18 protein-coding genes are annotated in these 25,212 nt (G+C 67.4%); 5 read left to right on the forward strand and 13 right to left on the reverse strand.

Features of this window, described 5'->3' with window-relative positions; translation table 11 throughout:
* The first annotated feature begins 148 nt into the window (after positions 1–148).
* From AC5WJ1_RS16470 to AC5WJ1_RS16490, 5 genes are all read left to right on the forward strand, one after another.
* Entirely contained in the window at positions 149–1,525 is a 1,377-nt protein-coding gene (locus tag AC5WJ1_RS16470) for an L-serine ammonia-lyase (protein WP_135706130.1), read from the forward strand.
* Positions 1,526–1,646: 121 nt separating this feature from the next.
* Entirely contained in the window at positions 1,647–2,384 is a 738-nt protein-coding gene (locus tag AC5WJ1_RS16475; RefSeq protein ID WP_133097835.1) for an MBL fold metallo-hydrolase, read from the forward strand.
* A gap of 27 nt (positions 2,385–2,411) precedes the next feature.
* Positions 2,412–2,885, forward strand: coding sequence for an OsmC family protein (locus AC5WJ1_RS16480; RefSeq protein ID WP_135706132.1), 474 nt, complete (start codon positions 2,412–2,414; stop codon positions 2,883–2,885).
* Positions 2,886–2,895: 10 nt separating this feature from the next.
* Complete coding sequence (locus AC5WJ1_RS16485; RefSeq protein WP_434033314.1) at positions 2,896–3,729, forward strand: alpha/beta hydrolase; 834 nt, start codon at positions 2,896–2,898, stop codon at positions 3,727–3,729.
* A gap of 163 nt (positions 3,730–3,892) precedes the next feature.
* On the forward strand, positions 3,893–4,384 hold the full coding sequence (locus tag AC5WJ1_RS16490) for a glycine zipper family protein (protein WP_133097838.1): 492 nt from the start codon (positions 3,893–3,895) through the stop codon (positions 4,382–4,384).
* A gap of 34 nt (positions 4,385–4,418) precedes the next feature.
* Here the strand turns inward: AC5WJ1_RS16490 and AC5WJ1_RS16495 are convergent, their stop codons facing one another.
* The 13 genes from AC5WJ1_RS16495 to atpA form a co-directional block, all read right to left on the reverse strand.
* Entirely contained in the window at positions 4,419–5,534 is a 1,116-nt protein-coding gene (locus AC5WJ1_RS16495; protein WP_133097839.1) for a YbdK family carboxylate-amine ligase, read from the reverse strand.
* On the reverse strand, positions 5,534–6,757 hold the full coding sequence (locus tag AC5WJ1_RS16500; protein ID WP_165971590.1) for a cation:proton antiporter: 1,224 nt from the start codon (positions 6,755–6,757) through the stop codon (positions 5,534–5,536). The genes AC5WJ1_RS16495 and AC5WJ1_RS16500 overlap by 1 nt, the downstream gene beginning before the upstream one ends.
* A 159-nt stretch (positions 6,758–6,916) precedes the next feature.
* Positions 6,917–8,875: a tetratricopeptide repeat protein gene (locus tag AC5WJ1_RS16505; protein ID WP_133097841.1), complete on the reverse strand. Its 1,959-nt coding sequence runs from the start codon at positions 8,873–8,875 to the stop codon at positions 6,917–6,919.
* 163 nt (positions 8,876–9,038) lie between these two features.
* Positions 9,039–10,190: a branched-chain amino acid ABC transporter substrate-binding protein gene (locus tag AC5WJ1_RS16510; RefSeq protein WP_133097842.1), complete on the reverse strand. Its 1,152-nt coding sequence runs from the start codon at positions 10,188–10,190 to the stop codon at positions 9,039–9,041.
* Between the two features lie 179 nt (positions 10,191–10,369).
* Positions 10,370–14,347 (reverse strand): trifunctional transcriptional regulator/proline dehydrogenase/L-glutamate gamma-semialdehyde dehydrogenase, encoded by a 3,978-nt coding sequence (gene putA, locus AC5WJ1_RS16515; protein ID WP_133097843.1) that lies wholly within the window; start codon positions 14,345–14,347, stop codon positions 10,370–10,372.
* A 191-nt stretch (positions 14,348–14,538) separates the two neighbouring features.
* Complete coding sequence (locus AC5WJ1_RS16520; protein WP_494476219.1) at positions 14,539–16,836, reverse strand: primosomal protein N'; 2,298 nt, start codon at positions 16,834–16,836, stop codon at positions 14,539–14,541.
* Positions 16,837–17,357: 521 nt separating this feature from the next.
* On the reverse strand, positions 17,358–18,455 hold the full coding sequence (gene hemE, locus AC5WJ1_RS16525; protein ID WP_494476220.1) for a uroporphyrinogen decarboxylase: 1,098 nt from the start codon (positions 18,453–18,455) through the stop codon (positions 17,358–17,360).
* Positions 18,456–18,535: 80 nt separating this feature from the next.
* A complete protein-coding gene (locus AC5WJ1_RS16530; protein ID WP_494476221.1) occupies positions 18,536–19,486 on the reverse strand; it encodes an alpha/beta hydrolase in 951 nt (316 codons plus the stop codon).
* Between the two features lie 66 nt (positions 19,487–19,552).
* The gene (locus tag AC5WJ1_RS16535) at positions 19,553–19,993 is read right to left on the reverse strand and encodes a CoA-binding protein (RefSeq protein WP_135706138.1); all 441 of its coding nucleotides are present in this window, start codon (positions 19,991–19,993) and stop codon (positions 19,553–19,555) included.
* A 767-nt stretch (positions 19,994–20,760) separates the two neighbouring features.
* Positions 20,761–21,177, reverse strand: coding sequence for a F0F1 ATP synthase subunit epsilon (locus tag AC5WJ1_RS16540; RefSeq protein ID WP_135706139.1), 417 nt, complete (start codon positions 21,175–21,177; stop codon positions 20,761–20,763).
* A 96-nt stretch (positions 21,178–21,273) separates the two neighbouring features.
* Positions 21,274–22,677: a F0F1 ATP synthase subunit beta gene (atpD, locus tag AC5WJ1_RS16545; protein WP_135706140.1), complete on the reverse strand. Its 1,404-nt coding sequence runs from the start codon at positions 22,675–22,677 to the stop codon at positions 21,274–21,276.
* Positions 22,678–22,710: 33 nt separating this feature from the next.
* The gene (gene atpG / locus AC5WJ1_RS16550; RefSeq protein ID WP_133097849.1) at positions 22,711–23,586 is read right to left on the reverse strand and encodes a F0F1 ATP synthase subunit gamma; all 876 of its coding nucleotides are present in this window, start codon (positions 23,584–23,586) and stop codon (positions 22,711–22,713) included.
* Between the two features lie 76 nt (positions 23,587–23,662).
* Positions 23,663–25,204 (reverse strand): F0F1 ATP synthase subunit alpha, encoded by a 1,542-nt coding sequence (gene atpA, locus AC5WJ1_RS16555; RefSeq protein WP_133097850.1) that lies wholly within the window; start codon positions 25,202–25,204, stop codon positions 23,663–23,665.
* Between the last annotated feature and the right edge of the window lie 8 nt (positions 25,205–25,212).

Consider the following 25,212-nt stretch of genomic DNA (forward strand, 5'->3'; position numbering starts at 1 on the left):
CACCCCCGGGCCGTGCCATCGCATCTGCGGTGGCTCGGCCGCCGCACTATTCTCAAGATGGCGGGCCCGCCGGCGGCGGTGTCCGTTGCCGTACTTCGACCGCCTAAAAAGAGCCTCTGCAAGGCCACCCCATTGCTGGAGACATTCCGTGGCAGTCAGCGTCTTCGATCTGTTCAAGGTGGGCATCGGCCCGTCGAGCTCGCATACCGTGGGCCCGATGCGCGCGGCCCTGATGTTCGCGCAGGGGCTGGAGCGCGACGGCCTGCTGCCGCAGGTGGCCAGCGTGCGGGTCGAGCTGTACGGCTCGCTCGGCGCCACCGGCAAGGGGCACGGCACCGACAAGGGCGTGATCCTCGGCCTGATGGGCGAGTCTCCCGACACCATCGATCCCGATTCCATCGACAGGCGCCTCGCCGCGTTGCGCAAGTCGCGCGAGCTGTCGCTGCTGGGACGCCATATCGTGCCCTTCGTCGAGAAGGATCACATCGCGTTCTACCGCCGCGAGGCCCTGGCCGAGCATCCCAATGGCATGAAGTTCCATGCCTTCGACAGCAGCGGCGCGAGCCTGCGCGAAGCGCGCTACCTGTCGGTGGGCGGCGGCTTCGTGGTCACGGCCGGTGCGCCCAACACCCAGGTGCTCAACGCCGCGCAGCAGCTGCCGCACCCGTTTCGCAGCGGCAAGGACATGCTGCAGATGGCGCAGGACAGCGGTAAGAGCATTGCGCGGCTGATGCTGGAGAACGAACTGACGTGGCGCAGCGAGCAAGAGGTCATCGACGGCCTGCTGCATATCTGGGACGTAATGCAGGCCTGCGTCGCGCGCGGCTGCCGCACCGATGGCGAACTGCCGGGGCCGTTCAAGGTCAAGCGGCGCGCGCCCGAGTTGTTCCGCAGCCTGACCGAGCGTGCCGAGCGCACGCTGTCGGATCCGCTCTCGGTGATGGACTGGGTCAACCTGTACGCCATCGCCGTCAATGAAGAGAACGCGGCGGGCGGCCGCGTGGTGACCGCGCCGACCAACGGTGCGGCCGGCATCATCCCCGCCGTGCTGCATTACTACGACCGCTTCGTGCCGGGCGCGAACCGGCAGGGTGTAGTCGACTTCCTGCTGACAGCGGGCGCGATCGGGCTGCTGTACAAGCTCAACGCGTCGATCTCCGGGGCCGAGGTCGGCTGCCAGGGCGAGGTCGGCGTGGCCTGCTCGATGGCCGCCGGCGCGCTTGCCGCGGTACTCGGCGGCAGCCCGGCGCAGGTGGAGAACGCGGCCGAGATCGGCATGGAGCACAACCTCGGCCTGACCTGCGACCCGGTCGGCGGGCTGGTGCAGATTCCGTGCATCGAGCGCAATGCGATGGCGTCGGTCAAGGCGGTCAACGCGGCGCGCATGGCGCTGCGCGGCGACGGCACGCACTACGTATCGCTCGATTCGGTGATCAAGACCATGCGCGAGACGGGCGCCGACATGAAGACGAAGTACAAGGAAACCGCGCGCGGCGGGCTGGCGGTGAATATCGTCGAGTGCTAAACGCGCGGCGGTTTTCTCCCCTATCACGCGCGCGGGAGAAGGGAGAAAACCGTCGTACATCGTGCATGGTTTGCGGCGTATCATTGCGGCGTTCCCCGACTGCAGAACAAGAGGGCCCGCCATGCAGACCTTCCACCAGCTCTTTGACGATGCCTCGTCAACCTTCACGTACCTGCTGATCGATGCGGAAACGAAGGAGGCGCTGCTGATCGACCCGGTCGACCACCAGCTCGAACGCGACCTGGCTCTGGTCAAGGATACCGGCGCACACCTGGCCTGGATCATCGAGACTCACGCCCACGCCGACCACATCACCTCGGCCGGCCACCTGGCCATGCAGACCGGCGCGCACACCGCGGCGCCGTCGGGCTGCGATATCAAGCCGGCACAGAAGCAACTGATCGACGGCGACACTGTCGCATTCGGCAAGCAGGTGCTGCGCGCGATCCACACGCCCGGCCATACCGCCGGCAGCATGAGCTACCTGTGGGAAGAGTCCACCTCCGAAGGCATCGTGCGCCGCGTCTTCACGGGCGATGCGCTGCTGATCGACGGCTGCGGCCGCACCGATTTCCAGTCGGGCGATGCCGGCACGCTGTACGACAGCCTGACCCGCAAGCTGTTCGCGCTGCCCGACGACACCCGGGTCTATCCCGCGCACGACTACAAGGGCCAGACCTGCTCGACCATCGGCCATGAGCGCGCGCACAACAGCCGCGTATCCGGCCGCACGCGCGAGGAGTTCATCGAGATGATGCGCAACCTGAACCTGCCGCGGCCCAGGCTGATCGATATCGCGGTGCCGGCGAACCAGCGCCTGGGCCTCCGCGACGGCGAGAGCGTGCCGCACGGCGCCTGAAGCATTCCAACCTTGGGAGTCAACCCCATGTCCGTGTATACCGCCGAAGTCCTGTGGCAACGCGACGGGCAGGATTTCACCGGCAACCGCTACAGCCGCAGGCACGTGCTGCGCTTCGACGGCGGCGCCGAAGTCCCGGGCTCGTCGTCGCCCCATGTGGTGCCGTTGCCGATGTCGGACGCCAGCGCGGTCGACCCGGAAGAGATGTTCATCGCCTCGCTGTCGAGCTGCCATATGCTGTGGTTCCTGTCGCTGGCGGCGAAGCAGCGCTTTGTCGTCGACCGCTATGTCGATGCCGCCACCGGCGTGATGGAAAAGAACCGCGAAGGCCAGATGGCGATGACAGTGGTGACCCTGCGCCCCCAGGTCACTTTCTCCGGCGAGCGCGAACCCACCCGCGACGAGCTGGAGCGCCTGCACCATGCCGCGCACGATGCCTGCTTTATCGCCAATTCGGTCCGGACCGAGGTGCGGTGCGAACCGGTGCTCGCCGGCGCCTAGCGCACGCGCCATGCCGGCCACCGCGCTGCCCGCGGCACGATCCGCGCCGGCGCGGCGCCTGCTGCGCTGGCTGCTGGCGGGCGCGGTCCTGCTGGGAGGCATCCTGATGCTGCAGGATCGTTTTCTTTACTTTCCCGACAGGGCCTCGGTCGACGATATGGTTGCTCAGGGACTGCGCGCATGGCCGGGTCCGGATGATTTCCGCGGCCTGCTGGCCGAGCCGCACGGTCCCGTCCGCGCCACCGCCATCGTCTTCCACGGCAATGCCGGGCACGCCGGCCATCGCGGCTACTACGCCAGCGTGCTGACGCGGCTGGGCATTCGCGTGATCCTGGCCGAATATCCCGGCTATGGCCCGCGCGACGGCGCGCTTGGCGAGCGCAGCTTCGTCGACGATGCCGGGCAGGCGATTGCGCTGGCCCGGCGCCAGTTCGACGGCCCGCTGCTGTTGGTCGGCGAATCGCTCGGCGCCGGGGTTGCGGCGGCCGCCGCGGCGCGCCAGCGCGAGCACGTCGATGCCGTGCTGCTGATCACGCCATGGGACAAGCTCGCCCACGTCGCCGCACACCACTACTCATGGCTGCCGACCGGATGGCTGCTGCGCGACCGTTACGACAGCGTGAGCCACCTGGCCGCCTTTGGCCGCCCGGTCATGGTGGTCGTGGCCGAGCGCGACAGCATCGTGCCGCCCCGGCTCGGCAAGGCGCTCTATGAAGCGCTGGACGAACCCCGCCGCCTGGCCGTGATCGATCACGCCGGGCACAACGACTGGACCGGCTACGTCGACGAGGCATGGTGGCGCAACGCGCTCGCGTTCCTGCTGTCGCCGCCCGCGTCCCGCTGATGCGCGCGTGCGCTGCCGGGCACCTGCGGTGCACGCATCGGCGCCAGCCGGTCCGGCGCGTTGAAACGATGCATTGACTTAGCCACGCCGCCTGCAATACTGGCCTTCAAACACGGCCGCCACCGCACACGGCGGCGCGGCCGGCAATCGCGGGGGATCGATCATGAAGCGAAGGCAAAACTGCACGCTGTACCGCGGCCTGGGCGTACTGGCTGCCGCCCTGGTACTGGCCCCGGTCCAGGCACTCGCGCAAGGCAAGCCGGTGGCCTATCCGGCCAAGGGGCAGAGCCAGCAGCAGCAAGCCAGCGACGACGGCGCCTGCTACAGCTGGGCCAAGCAGCAGAGCGGTGTCGATCCCGCCCAGGCCGCCGCGGCACCGCCCCCGGCGCAGCCGCAAAGCGGCCAGCGCGTGCGCGGTGCCGCGGGGGGCGCCGCTGCCGGCGCAGTGGTGGGGGCGATGGCGGGCGATGCCGGCAAAGGCGCGGCGGTCGGCGCTGCAACGGGTACGGTGGCAGGCGGCGTGGCGCACCGGCAATCGCGGCGCCAAGCCAACGCCGCCAACCAGCAGGCGCAGGCCAACACCAGCCAGGCGATGGGTTCGTACTACCAGGCCTGGTCCGCGTGCATGCAAGGGCGCGGCTACAGCGTGAAGTAAGTGCCGGTTCAGCGGTTAGGCGGCGGGCGGTGTGTTACGCCGCCCAGCGCTCGCAGGCCTTGCGCACGGTCTCGCGCTGGCTGCGCGCGTCGGCATCGGTCTGGCGCAGCCATTCCGCATCGCCGTCGCGGCGCTCGGCCAGCGCGCGGATATTGGCCAGCGCGTCCAGCGAACCCAATGCCTCTGCATGCGGCACCAGTGCATCGCAGATCGAGAGGATGTGGTCGGCGATCGGCATCCGGGTCAGCTCGTTGGGATGCACATATTCGCCATCCAGCCCGAAGCGGCACGCCTGGAAGCGGTTGAAGGTGTACACCAGGTAGTCGTCTTCCTGCGGCATGAACGGGCGCGACAACAACAGGTAGCGCGCCAGCATCTGGATATACGCGGCGATATCGCAGGCGCGCTGCACCGTCAGCGGCGTGTCCATCACGCGGACCTCAATGGTGCCGAATTCCGGCTTGGGCCGGATATCCCAGTAGAAGTCCTTCATGCTCTCGATCACGCCGGTATTGCGCATCTTCTCGAAATACGCGGTGAAGGCGTCCCACGTCAGCAGGAAGGGCGCGCGCCCGCTCATCGGGAACGCCGCGACCGAATTCAGGCGCGCCGAGGCAAAGCCGGTATCGACACCCTGCACATACGGCGACGACGCCGCCAGCGCAACGAAGTGCGGCACGTAGCGGCCGATGGCGTGCAGCAGGAACAGCGACTCGTCCGCGCTCGGGCAGCCGATATGCACGTGCTGGCCGAATACGGTGAACTGCTTGGCCAGGTAGCCATACAGCTCGGAGATGTACTGGTAGCGCGGCGAGTCCGAGATGGTGCGGTCGGCCCATTGCATGAACGGATGCGTGCCGCCGCCGGAAATGCCCAGGTTGAGCGAGCGCGAGGCGGCCACCATCAGGTTGCGCATGGTGGTCAGCTCGTCCAGCGCCTGCTGGTAGCTGTGGCAGATGCCCGTGCTGATCTCGATCATCGACGGGCTGATTTCCGGCTTAATGTCGCCGGCATGCTCGGCGCCCTTGAGTGCGCGCAGCAGGTCGGGCGCGAACGGCGCCAGGTCATAGTCGTGGCGGTTGACCAGCTGCAGCTCCAGCTCCACGCCGAAGGTCAGTGCCTCGGATTGCTTGAACGATTCGAGCGACATCAGCGCCCTCCTCCATTGGCCCGGGATTCGCCGGCGAAGCGCAGCGCCCACGCTGCCAACACCGGGCCGAGCAGTTGTTCGATCGCCAGCGCGCACAGGATGATAGCGGCCAGCGGCTGTCCGGTGCCGGGGTAGATGCGCGCGACGTCGCTCATCAGCAGGTAGGCCAGCCCCGACATCGGCGCCAGCGCCAGCCCCAGTGCCATGCACTGGCGCATGCTCAGGCCCGAGAACGATCCCAGCGACATCACGCCGGCAAACTTGGCGAGGTGACGCAGCAGCACCAGCACGATGGCATAGACGCCGCCCACGGCCCAGTCATGCGCGGTCAGCGGCAGGCCCAGCGACACCACCATTACGATGATCAGCAGGCTGCCGGCACTGCCGAAGTGCGGCGGCCAGACGTGCGGCTGGCTGTCCTGGTGCTTGAACACCACGCCGGCCAGCAGCAGCGTCAGCGGCATCGACAATTTTAGTACCCGGGTCAGCGCCAGCGTGAACAGCACCAGGCCCACCAGCACCAGGAAGCTGTAGTGGTCATCGGCCGACATGCGCTCATAGATCACGTGGCCGACCTTGCCCACCACCCATGCCAGCAGGCACGAGCCCACCAGCAGGTAGAGCGGGTGCAGCAGGGCGGCGCCCAGGTTGCCGTATTCGGAATGCAGCCAGCCGGTGGCCACCTGCACGATCACGGCAGCGTAGATGCTGTTCAGCGCCGCCATTGCCATTAGCCGCTCGGTGACCTGGCCCTCGGCACGCAGTTCGTTCTTGAGCTGCAGCACGATGGTGGGCGAGGTGCTGACGGCAATGCCGCCGGCCAGGATCGCCACGCCAGGCGAGGCGCCGATCCATTGCAGCACCGCCGCGACCAGGCCCCAGGTCAGCACGCTTTCGAAGGCGCTGGTCAGCAGCAGCCAGCGGTTGGCGCGCAGCCAGGTCAGCGACAGCCGGTGCCCGAGTTCGAACAGGGCCAGTGCCAGCGCCATATCGATCAGGATACGGGTCTGGTTGATCATGTTCTCGTCGACGATGCCGCGCCCGAGCATGCCGGCGAACAGCCCGGCGACGGCATAGCCCACGATGCGCGGGCAGCGCAGCCAGCGGCGGCTGACTTCCCCCGCCAGGCCCGCGCCTACCAGCGCGAGCCCGACCCAGAACAAGCCCCCTGGGGCGAGGGGAAGAGTTGGGAATAGTTGGCTCAGTCCGTTCATGGTCGACATGGTAATGTAAGCACATCACAATCCATGTCAGTGATTGTCCGACACCGCACCAAACGCCTTACGAACTTCGGTCAAGTTCGCGCAAAAAACGCCATCTTCTGGATGGCATTTTTTACATTTTGTGCGGAACTCAACGCGTCCGCACACCCGTGCGACGCATCAGACGCCCCAGACCTTCCAGCGCGGGCGGGTGGACTTCAGCGCCGTCTCGACCTGCGTGTACAAAGTGCGCGTGGCGCCCTGCGCAGCGCCGCGTGCCCGGGCCTTTTCAAAGTAAGCCAGCGCCGTCTCGCGCTGCTGCAGCCCGAGTGCCGACTCGACCACGCGCAGGCATACCTCGGCATCCCAGTCGTCGCGCACGGCAAAGGCGGCGGCGAAGTCCGCCATGGCCGCTTCATGGCGCCGCGAGGCGTTGTGGACCAGGCCGCGCTGGAGGCGCGGCCCGGCCTGGTCCTCGGGATCGCCCTCGGTCAGCGCGACCGCCTGCTCGAACATCGGCAGCGCGCGCTCCGGTTCGCCCAGCTCGCGCCACAGCAGGCCGAAGCGGTTGTACAGCCAGGCATCCTCGACCAGCAGCGCGCGGCGCTGCTGGCCCTCGATCTCGGCCAGCGCGTCGGCACGGTCATGCTCGTCCATGCGCGCCATCTGTGCCTGCAGAAGCGCGGCGAAGTGAGCGCGCGCATGCGCCATCGGGTGCGCGGCCTCGCTGCGGGCCTCTACCGGCAGCGCATCCAGGCGCGCGTCCATGTGCGCCATCGCGGCGCGCGCCGCCTCGGCCGGCTCGGCGCCGCCCATGGACTTCCAGGCCGCGATCAGGCGGCTGAAGGCCCAGGTGACATCGGCCGGATTGCGCTCGAGCGGGTAGCGATTGAGCACTTCGCCGGCCAGCTCGACCACCTTGCCGTGCTGGCCCGCGCCGGCATGGCAGTCGAGCAGGTCGATCCAGTGGTCGATGAACTCGCTGGCGGCCATGCCCTGGCGATGCAGCGCGATGCGCTCTTCCAGGTGCGCGGCATCGGCAGGCAGGCTGCGCGCCAGCAGCCGGCACAACAATGAATACACGTGCGGATCGGCATTGCCGCCGTGCCCGGCGGCATCGCCCTGGCCGGTGGCGAAATAGTGGTCGTAGCACCTCACGCCATGGCGGCACGCGGCCACCAGCGCGGGGCGCAGCGCCGCCTCGGCGGCGGGGACTTCATCGATGAACTCGCCCAGCGCCATGGCGGCGCGGTAGTAGGCGGCGCCGTCGTCGGACTTGTCGGTGATGGCGAAGCGCTGCCAGGGCTCGCGTTCGGCATCCTGCGCGCCGGCCTTGGCCAGTTGATGGCGCCAGGCCAGTTCGCGTACCTGGGCCTGCGGGTCGGCCACCTGGCGCAGGTAGACGGCCAGGTCGTCGAGCGCGCCCTGCGTGTCGCCCACGCCCCAGCGCAGCGGCGCGCGCAGCCGGCGCGCCTCGGGGTGGTCGGGATGTTCGGCCAGCACGCGGGCGGCCTGGTCGGCGGCGAGCGCGTCGCCGGCATCGGCGTCGAGCTGCAGCAGGTGCGGGTTGTCCAGCGCCACGCGCCCCAGGCAGACGCGCATCAGCGGCTCCACCGGCACGCCGGCGCCCTCGGCGCGGGCAATGTAGTCCTGCACCAGCGGCGCGATGTCTTCCGCGCCCAGGTCGGGATTGCGGAACATCAGGTCGTGCCAGTAGCGCGCCGCGGCAGCCATGTCGTTCATGCGCAGCGCGGCCAGGCCGGCGTGGAAATGCGCCGGCCATTCGCCCGACAGCAATCCGCTGCGCTGCGCGGCCTCATGCAGCCACGGGCGCGCCTCGGCGTCGCGGCCCAGGCTCATCAGCATGGCGCCGTAGCGGTGCGCGATCACGCCGCGCGAGGCCCAGCGGTGCGGCGGCTGCAGCGGCAGGCTGTCCAGGCGCGCGAGTGCCTCGTCCAGCACGGCAAGCGCCGCGGCGGCATCGCCGTTGTCGAAGTGCAGCCGCGCGCGCAGCGTGACGAAATCGACCACCTCGGGCCGGGCCTGCGCAAGCTGGTCGGCGATCTGCAGGGCGTCGGCAAAGCGGCCCTGGTTGGCAAGCTCGATGGCGTGGTCGTAGCTGACTTCCGGCACGGACACGTACTGCTCCTTCTGCATTTTTGGTAAGCGAGTGCGGGATTATGCGCCATGAGGGCGATCCGCATCCGGACAACCATCGGCACGGCGGCCGCTTTCTTTAAGCCATTGCACATAAACAAAACGCCACCCGAGGGTGGCGTCCTGCCTGGCGGGCACTGATTGCTTACTTGCCGCCGACCGTTTCCAGCACGGTCCACTTGCCTCCCACCACCTTGTAGACGGTGATGCCGCCGTCCTTCAGGTCGCCGCGGCCGTCATAGGCCAGCGTCTTGGTGGTCACGCCCTGCATGCTGGTCGCGGCCAGCACCGGCAGGTAGCGCGCCGGATCGGCCGAACCAGCCTTGACCATCGCGGTCATCATCGCGGTGGCGCCGTCATACGAGTACGGCGAGTAGGTCTGCACCTTGGAGCCGAAGCGCTTCTCGTACTTCTTCTCGTAGGCGGCGCCGCCCGGCATCTGGTCCAGCGGCAGGCCGGCCAGCGACACCACGGTGCCTTCGGCGGCAGGACCGGCCAGCTTCAGGAAGTTGTCGGTCTTGGACATCTCGCCCGACACCAGCGGGGCCTTGATGCCCAGTTCCTTGACCTGCTTGGCCATCGGCGCGGACTGGGTCTCGGCGCCGCCGTAGAAGATGATGTCCGGGTTGCTGCGCTTGATGTTGGTCAGCACGGCCTTGAAGTCCACCGCCTTGTCGTTGGTGAACTCGCGGCGCACGATCTTGCCGCCGGCGGCCTTGGCGGCCTTCTCGAACTCGTCGGCCAGGCCCTGGCCGTAGGCGGTGCGGTCATCGACGATGGCGATGTTCTTCGCGCCCAGCTTCTTCACCACGTAGGCGCCGATCACCGAACCCTGCTGGGTGTCGGAGGTCATCATGCGGAAGGTGGTCTTGAATCCCTGCTTGGTGTATTCCGGCGCGGTCGCCATGGCGATCTGCGGAATGCCGGCGCGGTTGTAGACCATCGACGCCGGAATGGTGGTGCCCGAGTTGAAATGGCCGAGCATGCCCTGGATGCCGCCATCGACCAGCTTCTGCGCGACCACCGAGCCGGTCTTGGGGTCGGCCTGGTCGTCTTCGGAGACCAGCACGAACTTGACTTCCTTGCCGCCGATCTTGGGCTTGGTGGCGTTCATGTCCTCGATCGCGAGGACGATGCCGTTCTGCATGTCCTTGCCATACTGGGCCTGGCCGCCGGTCATCGGGCCGGCGTAGCCCAGCTTGATTTCCTGCGCCTGCGCGAAGGCGGCGGAGGCGCCGGTCAGGCCGGCCAGGGTCAGGGCAACGGTCAGTGCCGTCTTGTGGAATGTCGAGCTCATCAGATCTCCTTGGGTCCCAATTGGTGCCACTCTGTGCCGCGTGGTGCCGGTATGGCGCCCTGGGCGGCGTATTTTTCTAGGCGCGGCCTGGCAGTGCCGCGCCCTCCTTGGTATGCGCGCCGGGGCAGGATCGCCGCCACCGGTGCGCGCTTCGACAAGACGCGTCGTCCGAGAATGCCTCAGCCGATCGTCATCAAACTTGCATTGCCGCCCGCGGCAGCGGTGTTGACCGACAGCGAGCGCTCGATCAGCAGGCGATCGAGCGCGACGGTCGGCTCGCCCTGCGCCAGCCCCTGCACGCCGATGATCGGCCCCGGGCGCGCCGCCACCTGCTCGCACACCGTGCGCAGCTGGTCGGAGTCGCCGTGGTGCAGCACCGCATCGATGGCGATGTCCGCGGCAGTCCAGTCAGCCACCATGCGGACGCGCGATTGTACGCCCTTAGGCAGGCGCGCAAACAGCCCCCGCGCAACGGGGGTTTCCGGCCATACGGCGCGCGCGCCGACGGTCAGCACGGCGCCCAGTTGCAGCGCCAGGTCGGCCTCCTGCGCGGCCAGGCACAGCACGTGTTCGCGCGGCAGCAGCGTGTAGGTGTTGCGCTCGCCGGTGGGGCCGGCCAGGGTCACTGCCAGGCCCGACGGCGATGCCTCGGCAAATCGCGCGCAGGCGTCGGCGACCGCGGGCAGCTCGGTGCCGGCCCAGTTGCGGAAGGCTTCGGCGGCGCGCACGGCTTCATCGTCCGGGCCGACCGCCTCGGCGTGGTTGGTCACGTCGGCCGCGCGTACGCTGCGTGCCACCGCGTCCTGCGGACACACGGACAGCAGCCGGTGCAGGTACAGCGGGCCGCCCGCCTTGGGACCGGTGCCCGACAGCGCCTCGCCGCCGAACGGCTGCACGCCGACCACGGCACCGACGATATTGCGGTTCACGTACAGGTTGCCCACATGGGCGCGGCTGACGATAAACGAGATGGTCTCGTCGATGCGGGTATGGATGCCCAGCGTCAGGCCGTAGTTGGTGCCGTTGATCTGGCTGACCATGGTGTCGAGCGCCGCGCGCGGGAAGCGCACCACGTGCAGCACCGGGCCGAACACCTCGCGCTTCAGTTCCTCGATACTGTCCAGCTCGATCAGCGTCGGCGGCACGAAGGTGCCGTTGCGGCAGCTGGCGCCCTGCGCGGCATTGGGATCGGCCTGGTGGACGCGGCGGCCCTTGGCACGCATGGCGTCGATATGGCGCACGATGTTGGCGCGCGCCTCTTCGTCGATCACCGGGCCGACGTCGGTCGACAGGCGATCCGGGTTGGCCATGGTCAGTTCCTGCATCGCGCCCTTGAGCATTTCCAGCACGCGGTCGGCCACGTCCTCCTGCAGGCACAGCACGCGCAGCGCCGAGCAGCGCTGGCCGGCCGAGTCGAAGGCCGAGTTGACCACGTCTCCGACCACCTGCTCGGCCAGCGCCGAGGAGTCGACGATCATCGCGTTCTGGCCGCCGGTCTCGGCGATCAGCGGGATCGGGCGGCCGGCGGCGTCGAGACGGCCGGCGACATTGCGTTGCAGGATGCGCGCGACCTCGGTCGAGCCGGTGAACATCACGCCCTTGACGCGGGCATCGCCCACCAGCGCGGCGCCGACGGTCTCGCCGCGGCCCGGCAGCAGCTGCACCGCGCCGGCCGGCACGCCGGCTTCGCGCAGCAGCTTCACCGCGGCGGCGGCGATCAGCGGGGTCTGCTCGGCGGGCTTGGCCAGCACCGGGTTGCCTGCGGCCAGCGCCGCGGCGACCTGGCCGGTGAAGATCGCCAGCGGAAAGTTCCACGGGCTGATGCACACCACCGGGCCCAGCGGGCGGTGGGTCTCGTTGTCGAAGCCGCGGCGGATCTCGGCGGCGTAGTAGCGCAGGAAGTCCACCGCCTCGCGCACTTCGGCGATGGCGTTGGAGAAGGTCTTGCCCGCCTCGCGCATGATGATGCCCATCAGCGACTGCATCTGCGCTTCCATCAGGTCGGCGGCGCGCTCCAGCGCGGCGGCGCGCACGTCCGGCGGCGTCGCCTGCCAGATCGGCGCGGCATTGACGGCTGCCTGCAGCGCGGCGTCGACGTCGGCCTGGCTGGCTTCGGTGACCTGGCCGACCACGTCGCGGTGGTCGGCGGGGTTCAGCACGGGCGTGGTGATGGCGTCGGCCGCGCGCGGCACCTCCGCGCCCAGCATCGGCTCGGCAACCTGGCGCTCACTGGTGCCGGCCAGCAGCGCCGACGACAGCGACGCCAGCCGGTGTTCGTTGGCCAGGTCGATGCCGGCCGAGTTGGGACGGCTCTTGCCGTACAGCGTGCGCGGCGACGGGATGCGCGGATGCGGCAGGCCCAGCGTGCCTTCGTCACGGTGCATGGCCTCGACCACGGCAACCGGATCGGCCACCAGCTCGTCCAGCGAGATGGTGTCGTCGGCGATGCGGTTTACGAACGAGGTGTTGGCGCCGTTCTCCAGCAGGCGGCGCACCAGGTAGGCCAGCAGCGTCTCATGCGTGCCGACCGGCGCGTAGATGCGGCACGGGCGGTTGAACTTGCCGTCGGCGGTCGGGCCGACCACCTGGTCGTACAGCGGCTCGCCCATGCCGTGCAGGCACTGGAACTCGTACTGGCCGGGGTAGTAGCTGTGGCCGGCGATCTGGTAGATGGCCGACAGCGTGTGCGCGTTGTGCGTCGCGAACTGTGGATAGATCGCGTCCGGCACCGACAGCAGCTTGCGCGCGCAGGCGACATACGACACATCGGTGTAGACCTTGCGCGTGTAGACCGGGTAGCCCTCCAGTCCTTCCACCTGGCCGCGCTTGATCTCGCTGTCCCAGTAGGCGCCCTTGACCAGGCGGATCATCAGGCGGTGGCGGCTGCGGCGGGCCAGGTCGATCAGGTAGTCGATCACGAACGGGCAGCGCTTCTGGTAGCCCTGCACCACGAAGCCGATGCCGTTCCAGCCGGCCAGCTCGGGCTCGAAGCACAGGCGTTCGAGCAGGTCGAGCGAGATCTCCAGCCGGTCGGCTTCCTCGGCATCGATATTGATGCCGATGTCGTACTGGCGGGCCAGCAGCGTCAGCGACTTCAGGCGCTCGTACAGCTCGCCGATCACGCGCTCGTGCTGGGCGCGGCTGTAGCGCGGATGCAGCGCCGACAGCTTGATCGAGATGCCCGGGCCTTCATAGATGCCACGACCGCGCGAAGCCTGGCCGATGGCATGGATGGCCTGCTCGTACGAAGCCAGGTAGCGCGCGGCATCGTCCTCGGTCATGGCCGCTTCCCCTAGCATGTCGTAGGAGTAGCGGAACCCCTGCGCCTCGTACTTGCGCGCGTTGGCGAGCGCCTCGGAAATGGTCTCGCCGGTGACGAACTGCTCGCCCATCAGGCGCATCGCCATGTCCACGCCCTTGCGGATCAGCGGCTCGCCGCCCTTGCCGATGATGCGCGTGAGCGCCTTGGTCAGGCCCGATTCGGTATGCGTGGCGACCAGCTTGCCGGTCAGCAGCAGGCCCCATGTGGCGGCGTTGACGAACAGCGACGGGCTCTGGCCCAGGTGCGACTGCCAGTTGGCGCCGCTGATCTTGTCGCGGATCAGCGCATCGCGGGTGGCCTTGTCGGGAATGCGCAGCAGCGCCTCGGCCAGGCACATCAGCGCCACGCCCTCCTGCGACGACAGCGAGAATTCCTGGATCAGGCCCTGCACCAAGCCTTCGCGGCCAGTTCCAACCTTCTGTTCGCGCAGCGCGGTGGCCAGCTTCTTGGCCATCTTGATGGCTGCCTCGGCCTGCTGCTGCGGCAGGCGTGCCTGCTCCAGCAGCACCGGCACGCAGTCGGTCTCGGGACGACGGTAGGCTGAGGTGATGGCGGCACGCAGCACCGACTGGGGCTGGATGCTCTGCGCGAATTCCAGGAACGGCTGCGGCGCGCCGTCGGCGGCGACCAGGTCGGGGGCGTCGGAACCATCGGAGTCGGCCGAGCCGGCGGCGCTGGTCTCGTGCGGCAGGTGCCCGCGCTCGACCTGCTCCAGGTAAGTGAAGATGGCCTGCTTGATCAGCCAGTGCGGCGTGCGGTCGATGGATTGGGCGACACGCTTGAGGCGATCGCGCGAGGCGTCGTCGAGCTTGACGCCGAGAGTGGTGGTGGCCATGCGGGCAGTTCTCCGAAAACTGGGGCGCCGCCGGTACCGCCGCGCCGATGCCGCAGGCATGGACGCACGACCGGCCGCAGCCTGTGAGCTGGCGCGATCTTACTCCCGAAAAACCTCAAGGTGCAACCTTGTGCAACCCTAGCGTTAACCCTGAAAAATGGGTTGCACCTGCGCAGCCCGCCGCTGTCGCTTCATATCCGGAGCGGGTCGATTTCCAGCTGCCAGCGCACCCCTTTCACCTCCGTTCCTACCTCTGCGAAAGTCTGTACCCACTCAGCCATGAACCGTTGCAGCGCCGGCCTTGATGTCGCCTCGACCAGCATCTGGGCGCGCTCGCGGTTGGCGATGCGCACCATCGACATGGGCACCGGGTCGTGCAGTTGCACCTCGGCCGCCAACCGGCACGAATCGGCGTGCCGCCGCGCTGCCTGCAGGAACTGCAGCGCCCGCTCCAGCTCGCCGTGCTCCGCGGTGACCAGCACCTGGAAGCAGAACGGGGGCAACCCGGCCTGGCGCCGCTCTCGCAACTGGCTGGCCGCGAATCCATCATAGTCATGGCGCGTCAGCGCCTGCAATGCCGGGGTATCCGGGTAGCGGGTCTGGATCAGCACCTCGCCCGGCAGCCCGGCGCGCCCGGCGCGCCCCGCCACCTGCATCAGCGACGCGAACAGGTACTCGGCGGCGCGGAAATCGTGGCTGAACATGGCGGCGTCCGGGTGCACGATGCCGACCAGCGTCACGCGCTGGAAGTCATGGCCCTTCGCGACCATCTGGGTGCCCACCAGGATGTCGACTTCGCCGGCGTGGACTTCATCGAACATCGCCTGCGCGCTGCCCTTGCGCCGGGTCGAGTCGGCGTCGATGCGGGCGATGCGCGCCTGCGGGAAGCGTGCCGCCAGCGCTTCCTCGATGCGCTGGGTGCCGCGGCCGAGCGGCGCGATATCGACATTGCCGCAATCCGGGCAGTGGTGCGGCACCGGGGCCTCCAGCCCGCAGTGGTGGCAGCGCAGGCGCCGCTCGGGCCGGTGCAGCACCAGGTACGCCGAGCAGCGCGGGCAGCCCGACAACCAGCCGCAGCTGTCGCAGGCAATCACCGGCGCGTAGCCGCGGCGATTCAGGAACAGCAGGCTCTGCTCGCCGCGCGCCAGGCGGGCGTCGATCGCTTCCAGCAGCGGCACCGACAGGCCTTCGAACAGCGCGCGCTGGCGCTGCCGCTCATGGTTCAGGTCGACCAGCCGCACGGTTGGCAACGCGGCATCCGCCTGGGCGCGCTCGCGCAGCACCAGCTTGCGGTAAGTGCCCTGCCCCGCCCGCCACCAGGTTTCCATCGACGGCGTGGCCGAACCCAGCACGACGGCGATGCCGCGCTGCTTGGCCCGCCACACCGCCAGGTCGCGAGCCGAGTAGCGCAGCCCTTCCTGCTGCTTGTAGGAGGTATCGTGCTCCTCATCGACCACGATCAGTGCCAGTGCCGGCAGCGACGCCATCACGGCCATACGCGTGCCCAGCACGATCCGGGCCTCGCCGCGATGCGCGGCCAGCCACTGCAGGCTGCGCTCCTGGTCGGCCAGGCCGCTGTGCAGCACCGCCAGCGGCAGGTGCGGGAAACGCGCGGCGATGCGCATCTGCAACTGCGGTGTCAGGTTGATCTCTGGAACCAGCATCAGCACCTGGGAGTGCGGGTCGCGCTCCAGCACGGCCTGCATGGCGTGCAGGTAGACCTCGGTCTTGCCGCTGCCGGTAACGCCGTGCAGCAGGAACGGGGAGAAACCCTGCGCTTCGGCGATCGCCTGTACCGCGGCGCGCTGCTCGTCATGCAAGGCAGGGGCCGCGGACGGCGCCTGCATCGGCGCGGTCGGCAGCAGCAGCCGCGCGGTGCGATCGGCTTCGACCCAGCCGGCGGCCTGCCATTCGGCCAGCCGGGCCGGTGCCGCCGCGCACAGCGCGCGCGCATCGGCCAGCGCCATTGGCGTGCCGACGGCCGCGCGTTCGGCGAGCGCCTGAGCCAGCGCCCGCACGCTGCGGGCGCGCGGCGGCACGGCGGCCAGCAAGTTATCCACATGCCCGGGCAGCAGGCGATATTCGTCGGTGCGGGCACGCTGTGCCAGGCCCGGCCAACTGTCGGCTTCACGCAACGCCGGCGGCAGCGCAGGGAGCATGACCTCGCCCAGGCGGCGCTGGTAATATCGCGCCGCAAACGCGGCCAGCGCGATCCAGTCGGTCGGCAACGGCGGCATCCAGTCCAGGCGCTGCGCCACCGGGCGCAGCCGGTCGGGCGGCACATCGGAGGTGGCAGCGCGCTCCACGGCTACGCCAACCAGGCTGCGACGGCCAAATGGCACCACGACGAGGTCGCCGGTCGCGACCTCGGGCGTCGCCAGGTAGTCGAAGCAATCGTCGGCGGGTGTATCCAGCGCGACACGGACGATCGGCAGGGCGATGGCCGGGTCGCCCCGCAATATGGCGTTGGCGCCGCTATCGTCCGCCATCGGACCCGACCTGGTGCACGCCAGTCGCACGATCGCTGTGCTTTGGGCGGCAGCACGGCGGCCGCAGGCGTTTTTGTGTGCGGCGCAACATCAACTTAAAGTAAAACTTCAAATGTGGCCCTAAGTCGATGATAGATGACTGGTTTTCCACTAATTCCATCGCCCCTGTGGATAACTTTGTTGAAAAGTCGCTCGGGAGCGCCCGGAAGGCCCGGAAATCAAGGGATCCACTGGCATCGGCCCACGCTTTGCAAATCTTCCAAAGCCTTAAAAATCAAGACCTTGCAAACATCCCCCGGATAGGTTAAGGCATTACCCTCTCTTGCACTGCGGCAAACCTATCGGTGTGCATAAGTCAAGCCCCGAGAATCAACTCCGAGCACCTTTTTGGCGAATGCTGGCGAAAAAGTTAACTTGACAGGCGTAACGGCGCGGCTCCCGCATCACCGGGTACGCGCCGGCGCGTTTCGCTGCAGCGCGGGGCGCCGCGAGCCCAACGGCCGCGGCGTATATCACGCGGGTCACTTCTGCGCGGCGCGCAGCTTGCGGCTGTAGGCATGCACTTCGTCGACCAGCACGGTGACATGCTCGGGCGGCGTGAACTGCGAGATGCCGTGGCCGAGGTTGAACACGTGGCCATCGCTGCCGCCGCCCGCGGCGTAGCTGTCCAGCACGCCACGCACCTGCTCGCGGATCGCCGCTTCGGGCGCGAACAGCACGGTGGGGTCGATATTGCCCTGCAGGGCCACGCGCCCGCCGGTACGGCGGCGCGCCTCGGCCAGGTTGACGGTCCAGTCCAGCCCGATCGCGTCGGCACCGGTATCGGCCAGCGCTTCCAGCCACAGTCCGCCGCCCTTGGTAAAGACGATCGCCGGCACCTGCTCGCCGGCGTGCTCGCGCTTCAGTCCGGCAAGCACGCGGCGCATATAGGCCAGCGAGAACGCCTGGTACATGCCGTCGGCGAGCGCGCCGCCCCAGGTGTCGAAGATCATCACTGCCTGCGCGCCCGCCTCGATCTGGGCGTTCAGGTATGCAGAGACGGCCTGCGCGTTGATTTCGAGGATGCGGTGCATCAGGTCCGGGCGGCCATACATCATCGCCTTGACCGTGCGGAAGTCGTCCGAGCCGCCGCCTTCGACCATGTAGCACGCCAGCGTCCACGGGCTGCCCGAGAAGCCGATCAGCGGCACGCGCTGGCGGCCGTCCTGCACCAGCGCGCGGCGGATCTCGCTGACCGCGTCGAACACGTATTGCAACGAGGACATGTCGGGTACGGCCAGCTTCTGCACGTCGGCTTCGGAGCGCAGCGGATGCGCGAAGCGCGGGCCTTCGCCCTGGGCGAATGAGAGGCCGAGGCCCATGGCATCGGGCACGGTCAGGATGTCGGAGAACAGGATGGCCGCGTCCAGCGGATAGCGGTCCAACGGCTGCAGGGTCACCTCGGTGGCGTAGGCCGGGTTCTTGGCCAGCCCGAGGAAGCTGCCGGCGCGCGCGCGCGTGGCGTTGTACTCGGGCAGGTAGCGGCCTGCCTGGCGCATCAGCCACAGCGGCGTGTATTCGGTGGGCTGGCGGCGCAGCGCGCGCAGGAAGGTATCGTTCTGCAGTGCGGTCATGGTCATCCTCGTAAGACCGCCATTCTAAGGGATGGGCGAGGCGTGCCGGCGCTTCAGGGTATGGGCCCGATGCGCTGCGGCCACGCTCAGGCGTCGTCGAGCAGGTCGCGGAAGGCATCGGCGGCACGCCGCATCCATTCGCGCGCACGCTGGGCTTCCGGCTGCAGCCGCGCGAAGCCATGGACCATGCCACTGGCCTCGATGGTGATCACCGCGGCGTCGTGGCGCACCAGGAAGTCGGCGTAGGCCAGACCATCGTCGCGCAACACGTCGTGGGCCGCGACCACGATCACCGTCGCGGGCGGCCGAACCGGCGCTGCGGCCATCAGGTGCACGCGCGGGTCGGCATGCGCCGCTCCTTCCGCAAGAGCCCCGGCGCCGATGAACTGGGTCCAGAACCATGCCATTTCGTCGCGCGTCAGGCCGGGACCGTCGGCAAAGGCCCGATAGCTTTCCGTGGCCAGTACCGGCGCCGCGACGGGGTAGATCAGCAGTTGGGCGTCGACCCGCACCGCGTTGCCGCCGTTAAGCTGCTGTGCGGCCTGCGCCGCCAGATGGCCACCCGCGCTGTCGCCGGCCAGCGCCAGGAAGGCTGGTGCCAGGCCCAGCGCCTCGCGCTGGCCCGCCAGCCACGCCACCGCTTCCATGGCGTCTTCGCAAGGCGCGGGGAATGGATGCTCGGGCGCCAGCCGGTAGTCGACGCTGACCACCGTGCAACCGGTATCCGCGGCGAGCAATGCCGCCACGGTATGGTGGGTCTGGAGCGAGCCGATGACCCAGCCGCCCCCATGGAAGTACACGATCAGCCGCGGCCGGGCCTCGCTTTGCGGCTGGAACAGGCGCGCGTCAAGGGTGCGGCCCGCCAGCGGGATCTGCAGGTCCCGCACGGCGATGCCCTCGGGGTCCGGCAGCTGCGAAGCCGCGGCGATCTCGGCGAAGCGGGTACGGCGCGCGGCGGCGTCGGCAGGCACGGGCGCGCCGGCATAGCGCTCGGCCAGGCGGCGATAGTAGGCGGTCAGTTCGGGATCGATGGCCATGGTTGCGAGGGCTTGTAAAAACGAAAACGGGCCAGTGCCGGCGCGGCTGAGCGCAACTTGGGCAACCTAGCGCGGCGCCAGTGCGCGCGTCAATTCGATCTTGCTGCAGCAGTCCTGGACCGCCAGCAGTCCCGCGGCGGTGGCGCGGCGCACGGCTTCATCGTTGACGATGCCAAGCTGCAGCCAGACCCCGCGCGCGCCGATGGCGATGGCGTCATCGACCACCGCGGGGGTATCCTCGGCACGGCGGAAGATGTCGACCCACTCGATGCGCACGCCGCTGGCGGCCATCGCCTCGGCGGCCTGCTGCAGACTGGCGTGACAGGTTTCGCCAAGGATGCGCTCGCCGGCGTGGCGTGGATTCACCGGCACGATACGGAAGCCGTGACCCTGCAGGAATTCCGCCACCTCATTGCTGGGGCGCTCCAGCCGGTCCGACAGGCCGACCACGGCCACGGTCTTCATCGCCAGCATGGCATGTATCGCTGGCTGCATCTCTGGGTGCATTGCGGCTCCGGCTGTGAAACTGTGAATAACTGCGGGATAAGTCTTGGGATAACGGCTGAACAACTGCAGGATAACCGGGGATAACTGTCCGGCTTCCGTCGGCCCGAGGCGGGCCAGCGCTGGGGACGTATCAAATCGTAACCGCGAATCGCCACATGGACATGGTGCGAGAGCGAACACGAAAAACAAGCCGGGAATGATACGCTATCGGCACGTTACAACGGCAAACGTGGTCGTAACTTGCACAAAAGTGGCGCGCACGGCGGATATTGGTGCCAGCGGCTTTCAACTTCTTGCAAAACGATACATTTTGTTACTGCCATGCCGGGGAGTTTCCCCCACAATGCATTGACACACCCGCTGTCCGGGGTGCGGCGCCCCAGCAAAGATTGCTGTGCAGACCTAAAGGGGCGTGGTGAAGAAAGCCTTTTTGTAGCGTTTCTTGCAGCAACCCGATTTTCCGATCCAGCAAAATTGCCGCTGGACCGGAACACCAGGAAGACCGTTTTAGCGCGTGGCCTTTGCAGCCTGTTGCGGATACCAGGTATCCGATGCGCCTTGATTGTCACCTGGACCGAACCCGTTCCTTCGAATTGACCCCTCGAAGGGATTTTCCCGTCCGCGCGGAGCCTCCCCGGCCCGCGCGCTTTTTTTTGTCCAGGCAGGACGAAAGCATATCGCTGTGCCCACAAAAAAGGCAGCCTCGCGGCTGCCTTTTTTAAATGTCGCATCGAAAAAACAACAACGCGACAGTACTACCGAAGCAGTTACTTCTTACGACGCAGGCGGGCAATGGCAGCCAGCTGCGCAGCCGCCACGGCGAGCTCGCTCTGGGCACGTGCCAGGTCGAGGTCGCTGCTCCGGTTCTGCATCAGCTCTTCGGCCGCGCGCTTGGCTTCCTGGGCCTTGGCTTCGTCCAGGTCGCCACCGCGGATAGCGGTGTCGGCCAGCACGGTGACGTGCTTGGGCTGCACTTCGAGAATGCCGCCGGCAACGAACACGAACTCTTCGCTGCCGTCTTCCTTCTCGATGCGCACCGCACCCGGCTGGATGCGCGTGATCAGCGGCGTGTGGCCCGGCAGGATGCCCAGCTCACCCGACTCGCCCGGCAGCGCCACGAACTTCGCCTGGCCGGAGAAGATCGACGCTTCCGCGCTGACGACGTCTACAAGAATGGTTGCCATATCTGATCCTTTCTCCAATCGCTTCGCTTCTGGCGGCTGCACCGCTTGGCGCGATGCCCCGCCGCCCCCGCAGGCGCGGGGGCATCGAAACAAGGCTTACTGGAGCTTCTTGGCCTTCTCGAAGGCTTCGTCGATCGAGCCGACCATGTAGAACGCCTGCTCGGGCAGGTGATCGCACTCGCCGTCCACCAGCATCTTGAAACCACGGATGGTTTCCTTCAGCGGCACGTACTTGCCCGGCGAACCCGTGAACACTTCGGCCACGTGGAACGGCTGCGACAGGAAACGCTGGATCTTGCGCGCGCGGTTCACGGCCATCTTGTCTTCCGGCGACAGTTCGTCCATGCCCAGAATCGCGATGATGTCGCGCAGTTCCTTGTAGCGCTGCAGGGTCTGCTGCACGGCGCGCGCGACGCTGTAGTGCTCCTGGCCCACAACCTGCGGGTCCATCTGGCGCGAGGTCGAGTCGAGCGGATCCACGGCGGGGTAGATACCGAGAGCGGCGATGTCACGCGACAGCACCAGGGTCGAGTCCAGGTGCAGGAAGGTGGTTGCCGGCGACGGGTCGGTCAAGTCATCCGCGGGCACGTACACGGCCTGGATCGAGGTGATCGAGCCAGTCTTGGTCGAGGTGATGCGCTCCTGCAGCTTGCCCATTTCTTCAGCCAGCGTCGGCTGGTAGCCCACGGCGGAAGGCATACGGCCCAGCAGTGCCGACACTTCGGTACCGGCCAGCGTGTAGCGGTAGATGTTGTCGACGAAGAACAGGATGTCGCGGCCCTCGTCGCGGAACTTCTCGGCCATGGTCAGGCCCGAAAGTGCCACGCGCAGACGGTTGCCCGGCGGCTCGTTCATCTGGCCGAACACCATGGCCACCTTGTCGAGCACGTTGGATTCCTTCATTTCGTGGTAGAAGTCGTTCCCTTCACGGGTACGCTCGCCCACGCCGGCGAACACCGACAGACCGCTGTGCTGCTTGGCGATGTTGTTGATGAGCTCCATCATGTTGACGGTCTTGCCCACGCCAGCACCACCGAACAGGCCCACCTTGCCGCCCTTTGCGAACGGGCAGATCAGGTCGATCACCTTGATGCCGGTTTCGAGCAGGTCGGTCGAAGGCGACAGTTCGTCGAACTTCGGTGCCTTCTGGTGAATCGCGCGGCGCTCGTCCGAAGCGATCGGGCCAGCTTCGTCAATGGGGCGACCCAGCACGTCCATGATGCGGCCCAGGGTACCCTGACCCACCGGCACCGAGATCGGCGCTTCGGTGTTCTTCACCGGCATGCCGCGGCGCAGGCCGTCCGACGAACCGAGGGCAATGGTACGCACCACGCCATCGCCCAGCTGCTGCTGGACTTCGAACGTCAGGCCCTTTTCGGCGAACGACGTTTCGCCGCTGTCTTCCAGCACCAGCGCGTCGTACACCTTCGGCATCGCGTCGCGCGGGAACTCGATGTCCACCACGGCGCCGATGCACTGCACAATATTTCCGATACTCATTTCGTATCTCCGATAGCTTGAATTCTTGACGCCTCAGACCGCTGCCGCGCCGCTGACGATCTCCGACAGTTCCTTGGTGATCGCTGCCTGCCGGGTCTTGTTGTAGTCCAGCTGCAGTTCGCCGATCACGTTCTTCGCGTTGTCGGATGCTGCCTTCATGGCCACCATGCGCGCCGACTGCTCGGACGCCATGTTCTCGGCCACGGCCTGGTACACCAGCGCCTCGACGTAGCGGACCAATAGCTCTTCCACCACGGTCTGCGCGTCAGGCTCGTAGATGTAGTCCCACGAGTAGGCGCGCTTCTCTTCTTCCGTCTGCGACAGCTTGTCGGCGGCGAGCGGCAAAAGCTGCTCAACCATCGGTTCCTGCTTCATCGTGTTGATGAACTTGGTGTACGCCAGGTACACCGCGTCGACTTCACCGTTGGTGAATGCGTCGAGCTGGACCTTGATCGCGCCGATCAGCTTTTCCAGGTGCGGGGTGTCGCCGAGCTGCACCACATTCGAGGCCACCTTGGCGCCGATGCGGCTCAGGAATTGCATGCCCTTGCTGCCGATGGCAGTGGCTTGCACATCCACGCCTCGACCCTGCAGGCTCTTCAGCTCGTTGGTCACCGCACGCAGCACGTTCGTGTTCAGGCCGCCGCACAGCCCCTTGTCGGTCGTGACCACGATCATGCCGACGCGCTTCACTTCGCGCTCTTGCATGAACGGGTGCTTGAACTCGGGGTTGGCAGAAGCCAGGTGCGCCGCGATGTTGCGCACTTTCTCGGCATAGGGGCGGGCATTGCGCATCCGTTCCTGCGCCTTGCGCATCTTGGATGCGGCGACCATTTCCATCGCCTTGGTGATCTTGCGCGTGTTTTGCACGCTCTTGATCTTGGTTCGAATTTCTTTCGTTCCGGCCATATCTTCCTCTCCGTCCGAGTCCCTGCCGCGCCTGACTACTCAGGCGCGGCAGGGATGTCGTGGAATCACGCGGTGGTTAGAACGCGGCGGACTTCTTGAAATCCTCGACGGCGGCACGCAGGGCGGGTTCATCTTCCTTCGAGAGCTGCTTGGTCTCTTCGATGCGGTTGACGAGGTCAGCGTACTTGGTCTTCAGATGGTCGTGCAGGCCCTTCTCGAACGGCAGGATGTCCTTCACTTCCACATTGTCGAGGAAGCCGTTGTTGGCGGCGAACAGCGAAGCGGCCAGCTGCCACACTTGCTGCGGCTGGTATTGCGCCTGCTTCAGCAGTTCGGTCACGCGGCGGCCGCGCTCGAGCTGCTTGCGGGTCGCATCGTCCAGGTCCGAAGCAAACTGCGCGAACGCAGCCAGTTCACGGTACTGGGCCAGGTCGGTACGGATACCGCCGGACAGGCCCTTCACCACCTTGGTCTGTGCTGCACCACCCACGCGCGACACCGAGATACCGGCGTTGATGGCGGGACGGATACCGGCGTTGAACAGGTCGGTTTCCAGGAAGATCTGGCCGTCCGTGATCGAGATCACGTTGGTCGGCACGAACGCGGACACGTCGCCAGCCTGCGTTTCGATGATCGGCAGCGCGGTCAGCGAACCGGTCTTGCCCTTGACGGCGCCGTCGGTGAACTTCTCGACGTAGTCTTCGTTCACGCGGGCAGCACGCTCCAGCAGACGCGAGTGCAGGTAGAACACGTCGCCCGGGTAGGCTTCGCGGCCCGGCGGGCGGCGCAGCAGCAGCGACACCTGGCGGTAGGCCCAGGCTTGCTTGGTCAGGTCGTCATAAACGATCAGCGCGTCTTCACCGCGGTCGCGGAAGTATTCGCCCATCGTGCAGCCGGCGTAGGCAGCCAGGTACTGCATGGCGGCCGAGTCCGAAGCGGCAGCAGCCACGACGACGGTGTATTCCATCGCGCCGTGCTCTTCCAGCTTGCGCACCACGTTGGCAATGGTCGAAGCCTTCTGGCCAATGGCGACGTACACGCAGTACATGCCCTTGCCCTTCTGGTTGATGATCGCGTCCACGGCAACGGCGGTCTTGCCGGTCTGGCGGTCACCAATGATCAGCTCGCGCTGGCCACGGCCGATCGGCACCATCGAGTCGATCGACTTCAGGCCGGTCTGCACCGGCTGGCTCACCGACTGACGCGCGATCACGCCCGGCGCGACCTTTTCGATCACGTCGGTTTGCTTCGCGTTGATCGGGCCCTTGCCGTCGATCGGCTGGCCCAGCGTGTTCACCACGCGGCCCAGCAGTTCCTTGCCAACGGGCACTTCCAGAATGCGGCCGGTGCACTTGACCGTGTCGCCTTCGGAAATGTGTTCGTAGTCGCCCAGCACCACGGCGCCGACCGAGTCGCGCTCGAGGTTCAGCGCGAGGCCGAAGGTGTTGCCGGGGAATTCCAGCATCTCGCCCTGCATCACGCCGGACAGGCCATGCACGCGGCAGATACCGTCGGTCACGGAAATCACCGTGCCGGTGTTGCGCACTTCAGCTTCGGCGCCAAGACCCGAGATGCGGGTCTTGATCAGCTCGCTGATTTCTGAGGGGTTCAGTTGCATCACAATGC

The organism is Cupriavidus sp. MEYA8, from assembly GCF_059278825.1.

Excerpts from the sequence above, each read along its gene's own strand:
- AC5WJ1_RS16475 (WP_133097835.1), top strand. The coding sequence starts at position 1,647 with ATGCAGACCTTCCACCAGCTCTTTGACGATGCCTCGTCAACCTTCACG.
- AC5WJ1_RS16480 (WP_135706132.1), top strand. The coding sequence starts at position 2,412 with ATGTCCGTGTATACCGCCGAAGTCCTGTGGCAACGCGACGGGCAGGAT.
- AC5WJ1_RS16485 (WP_434033314.1), top strand. The coding sequence starts at position 2,896 with ATGCCGGCCACCGCGCTGCCCGCGGCACGATCCGCGCCGGCGCGGCGC.
- AC5WJ1_RS16490 (WP_133097838.1), top strand. The coding sequence starts at position 3,893 with ATGAAGCGAAGGCAAAACTGCACGCTGTACCGCGGCCTGGGCGTACTG.
- AC5WJ1_RS16495 (WP_133097839.1), bottom strand. The coding sequence starts at position 5,534 with ATGTCGCTCGAATCGTTCAAGCAATCCGAGGCACTGACCTTCGGCGTG.
- AC5WJ1_RS16500 (WP_165971590.1), bottom strand. The coding sequence starts at position 6,757 with ATGTCGACCATGAACGGACTGAGCCAACTATTCCCAACTCTTCCCCTC.
- AC5WJ1_RS16510 (WP_133097842.1), bottom strand. The coding sequence starts at position 10,190 with ATGAGCTCGACATTCCACAAGACGGCACTGACCGTTGCCCTGACCCTG.
- putA (WP_133097843.1), bottom strand. The coding sequence starts at position 14,347 with ATGGCCACCACCACTCTCGGCGTCAAGCTCGACGACGCCTCGCGCGAT.
- AC5WJ1_RS16520 (WP_494476219.1), bottom strand. The coding sequence starts at position 16,836 with ATGGCGGACGATAGCGGCGCCAACGCCATATTGCGGGGCGACCCGGCC.
- hemE (WP_494476220.1), bottom strand. The coding sequence starts at position 18,455 with ATGACCATGACCGCACTGCAGAACGATACCTTCCTGCGCGCGCTGCGC.
- AC5WJ1_RS16530 (WP_494476221.1), bottom strand. The coding sequence starts at position 19,486 with ATGGCCATCGATCCCGAACTGACCGCCTACTATCGCCGCCTGGCCGAG.
- AC5WJ1_RS16535 (WP_135706138.1), bottom strand. The coding sequence starts at position 19,993 with ATGCACCCAGAGATGCAGCCAGCGATACATGCCATGCTGGCGATGAAG.
- AC5WJ1_RS16540 (WP_135706139.1), bottom strand. The coding sequence starts at position 21,177 with ATGGCAACCATTCTTGTAGACGTCGTCAGCGCGGAAGCGTCGATCTTC.
- atpD (WP_135706140.1), bottom strand. The coding sequence starts at position 22,677 with ATGAGTATCGGAAATATTGTGCAGTGCATCGGCGCCGTGGTGGACATC.
- atpG (WP_133097849.1), bottom strand. The coding sequence starts at position 23,586 with ATGGCCGGAACGAAAGAAATTCGAACCAAGATCAAGAGCGTGCAAAAC.
- atpA (WP_133097850.1), bottom strand. The coding sequence starts at position 25,204 with ATGCAACTGAACCCCTCAGAAATCAGCGAGCTGATCAAGACCCGCATC.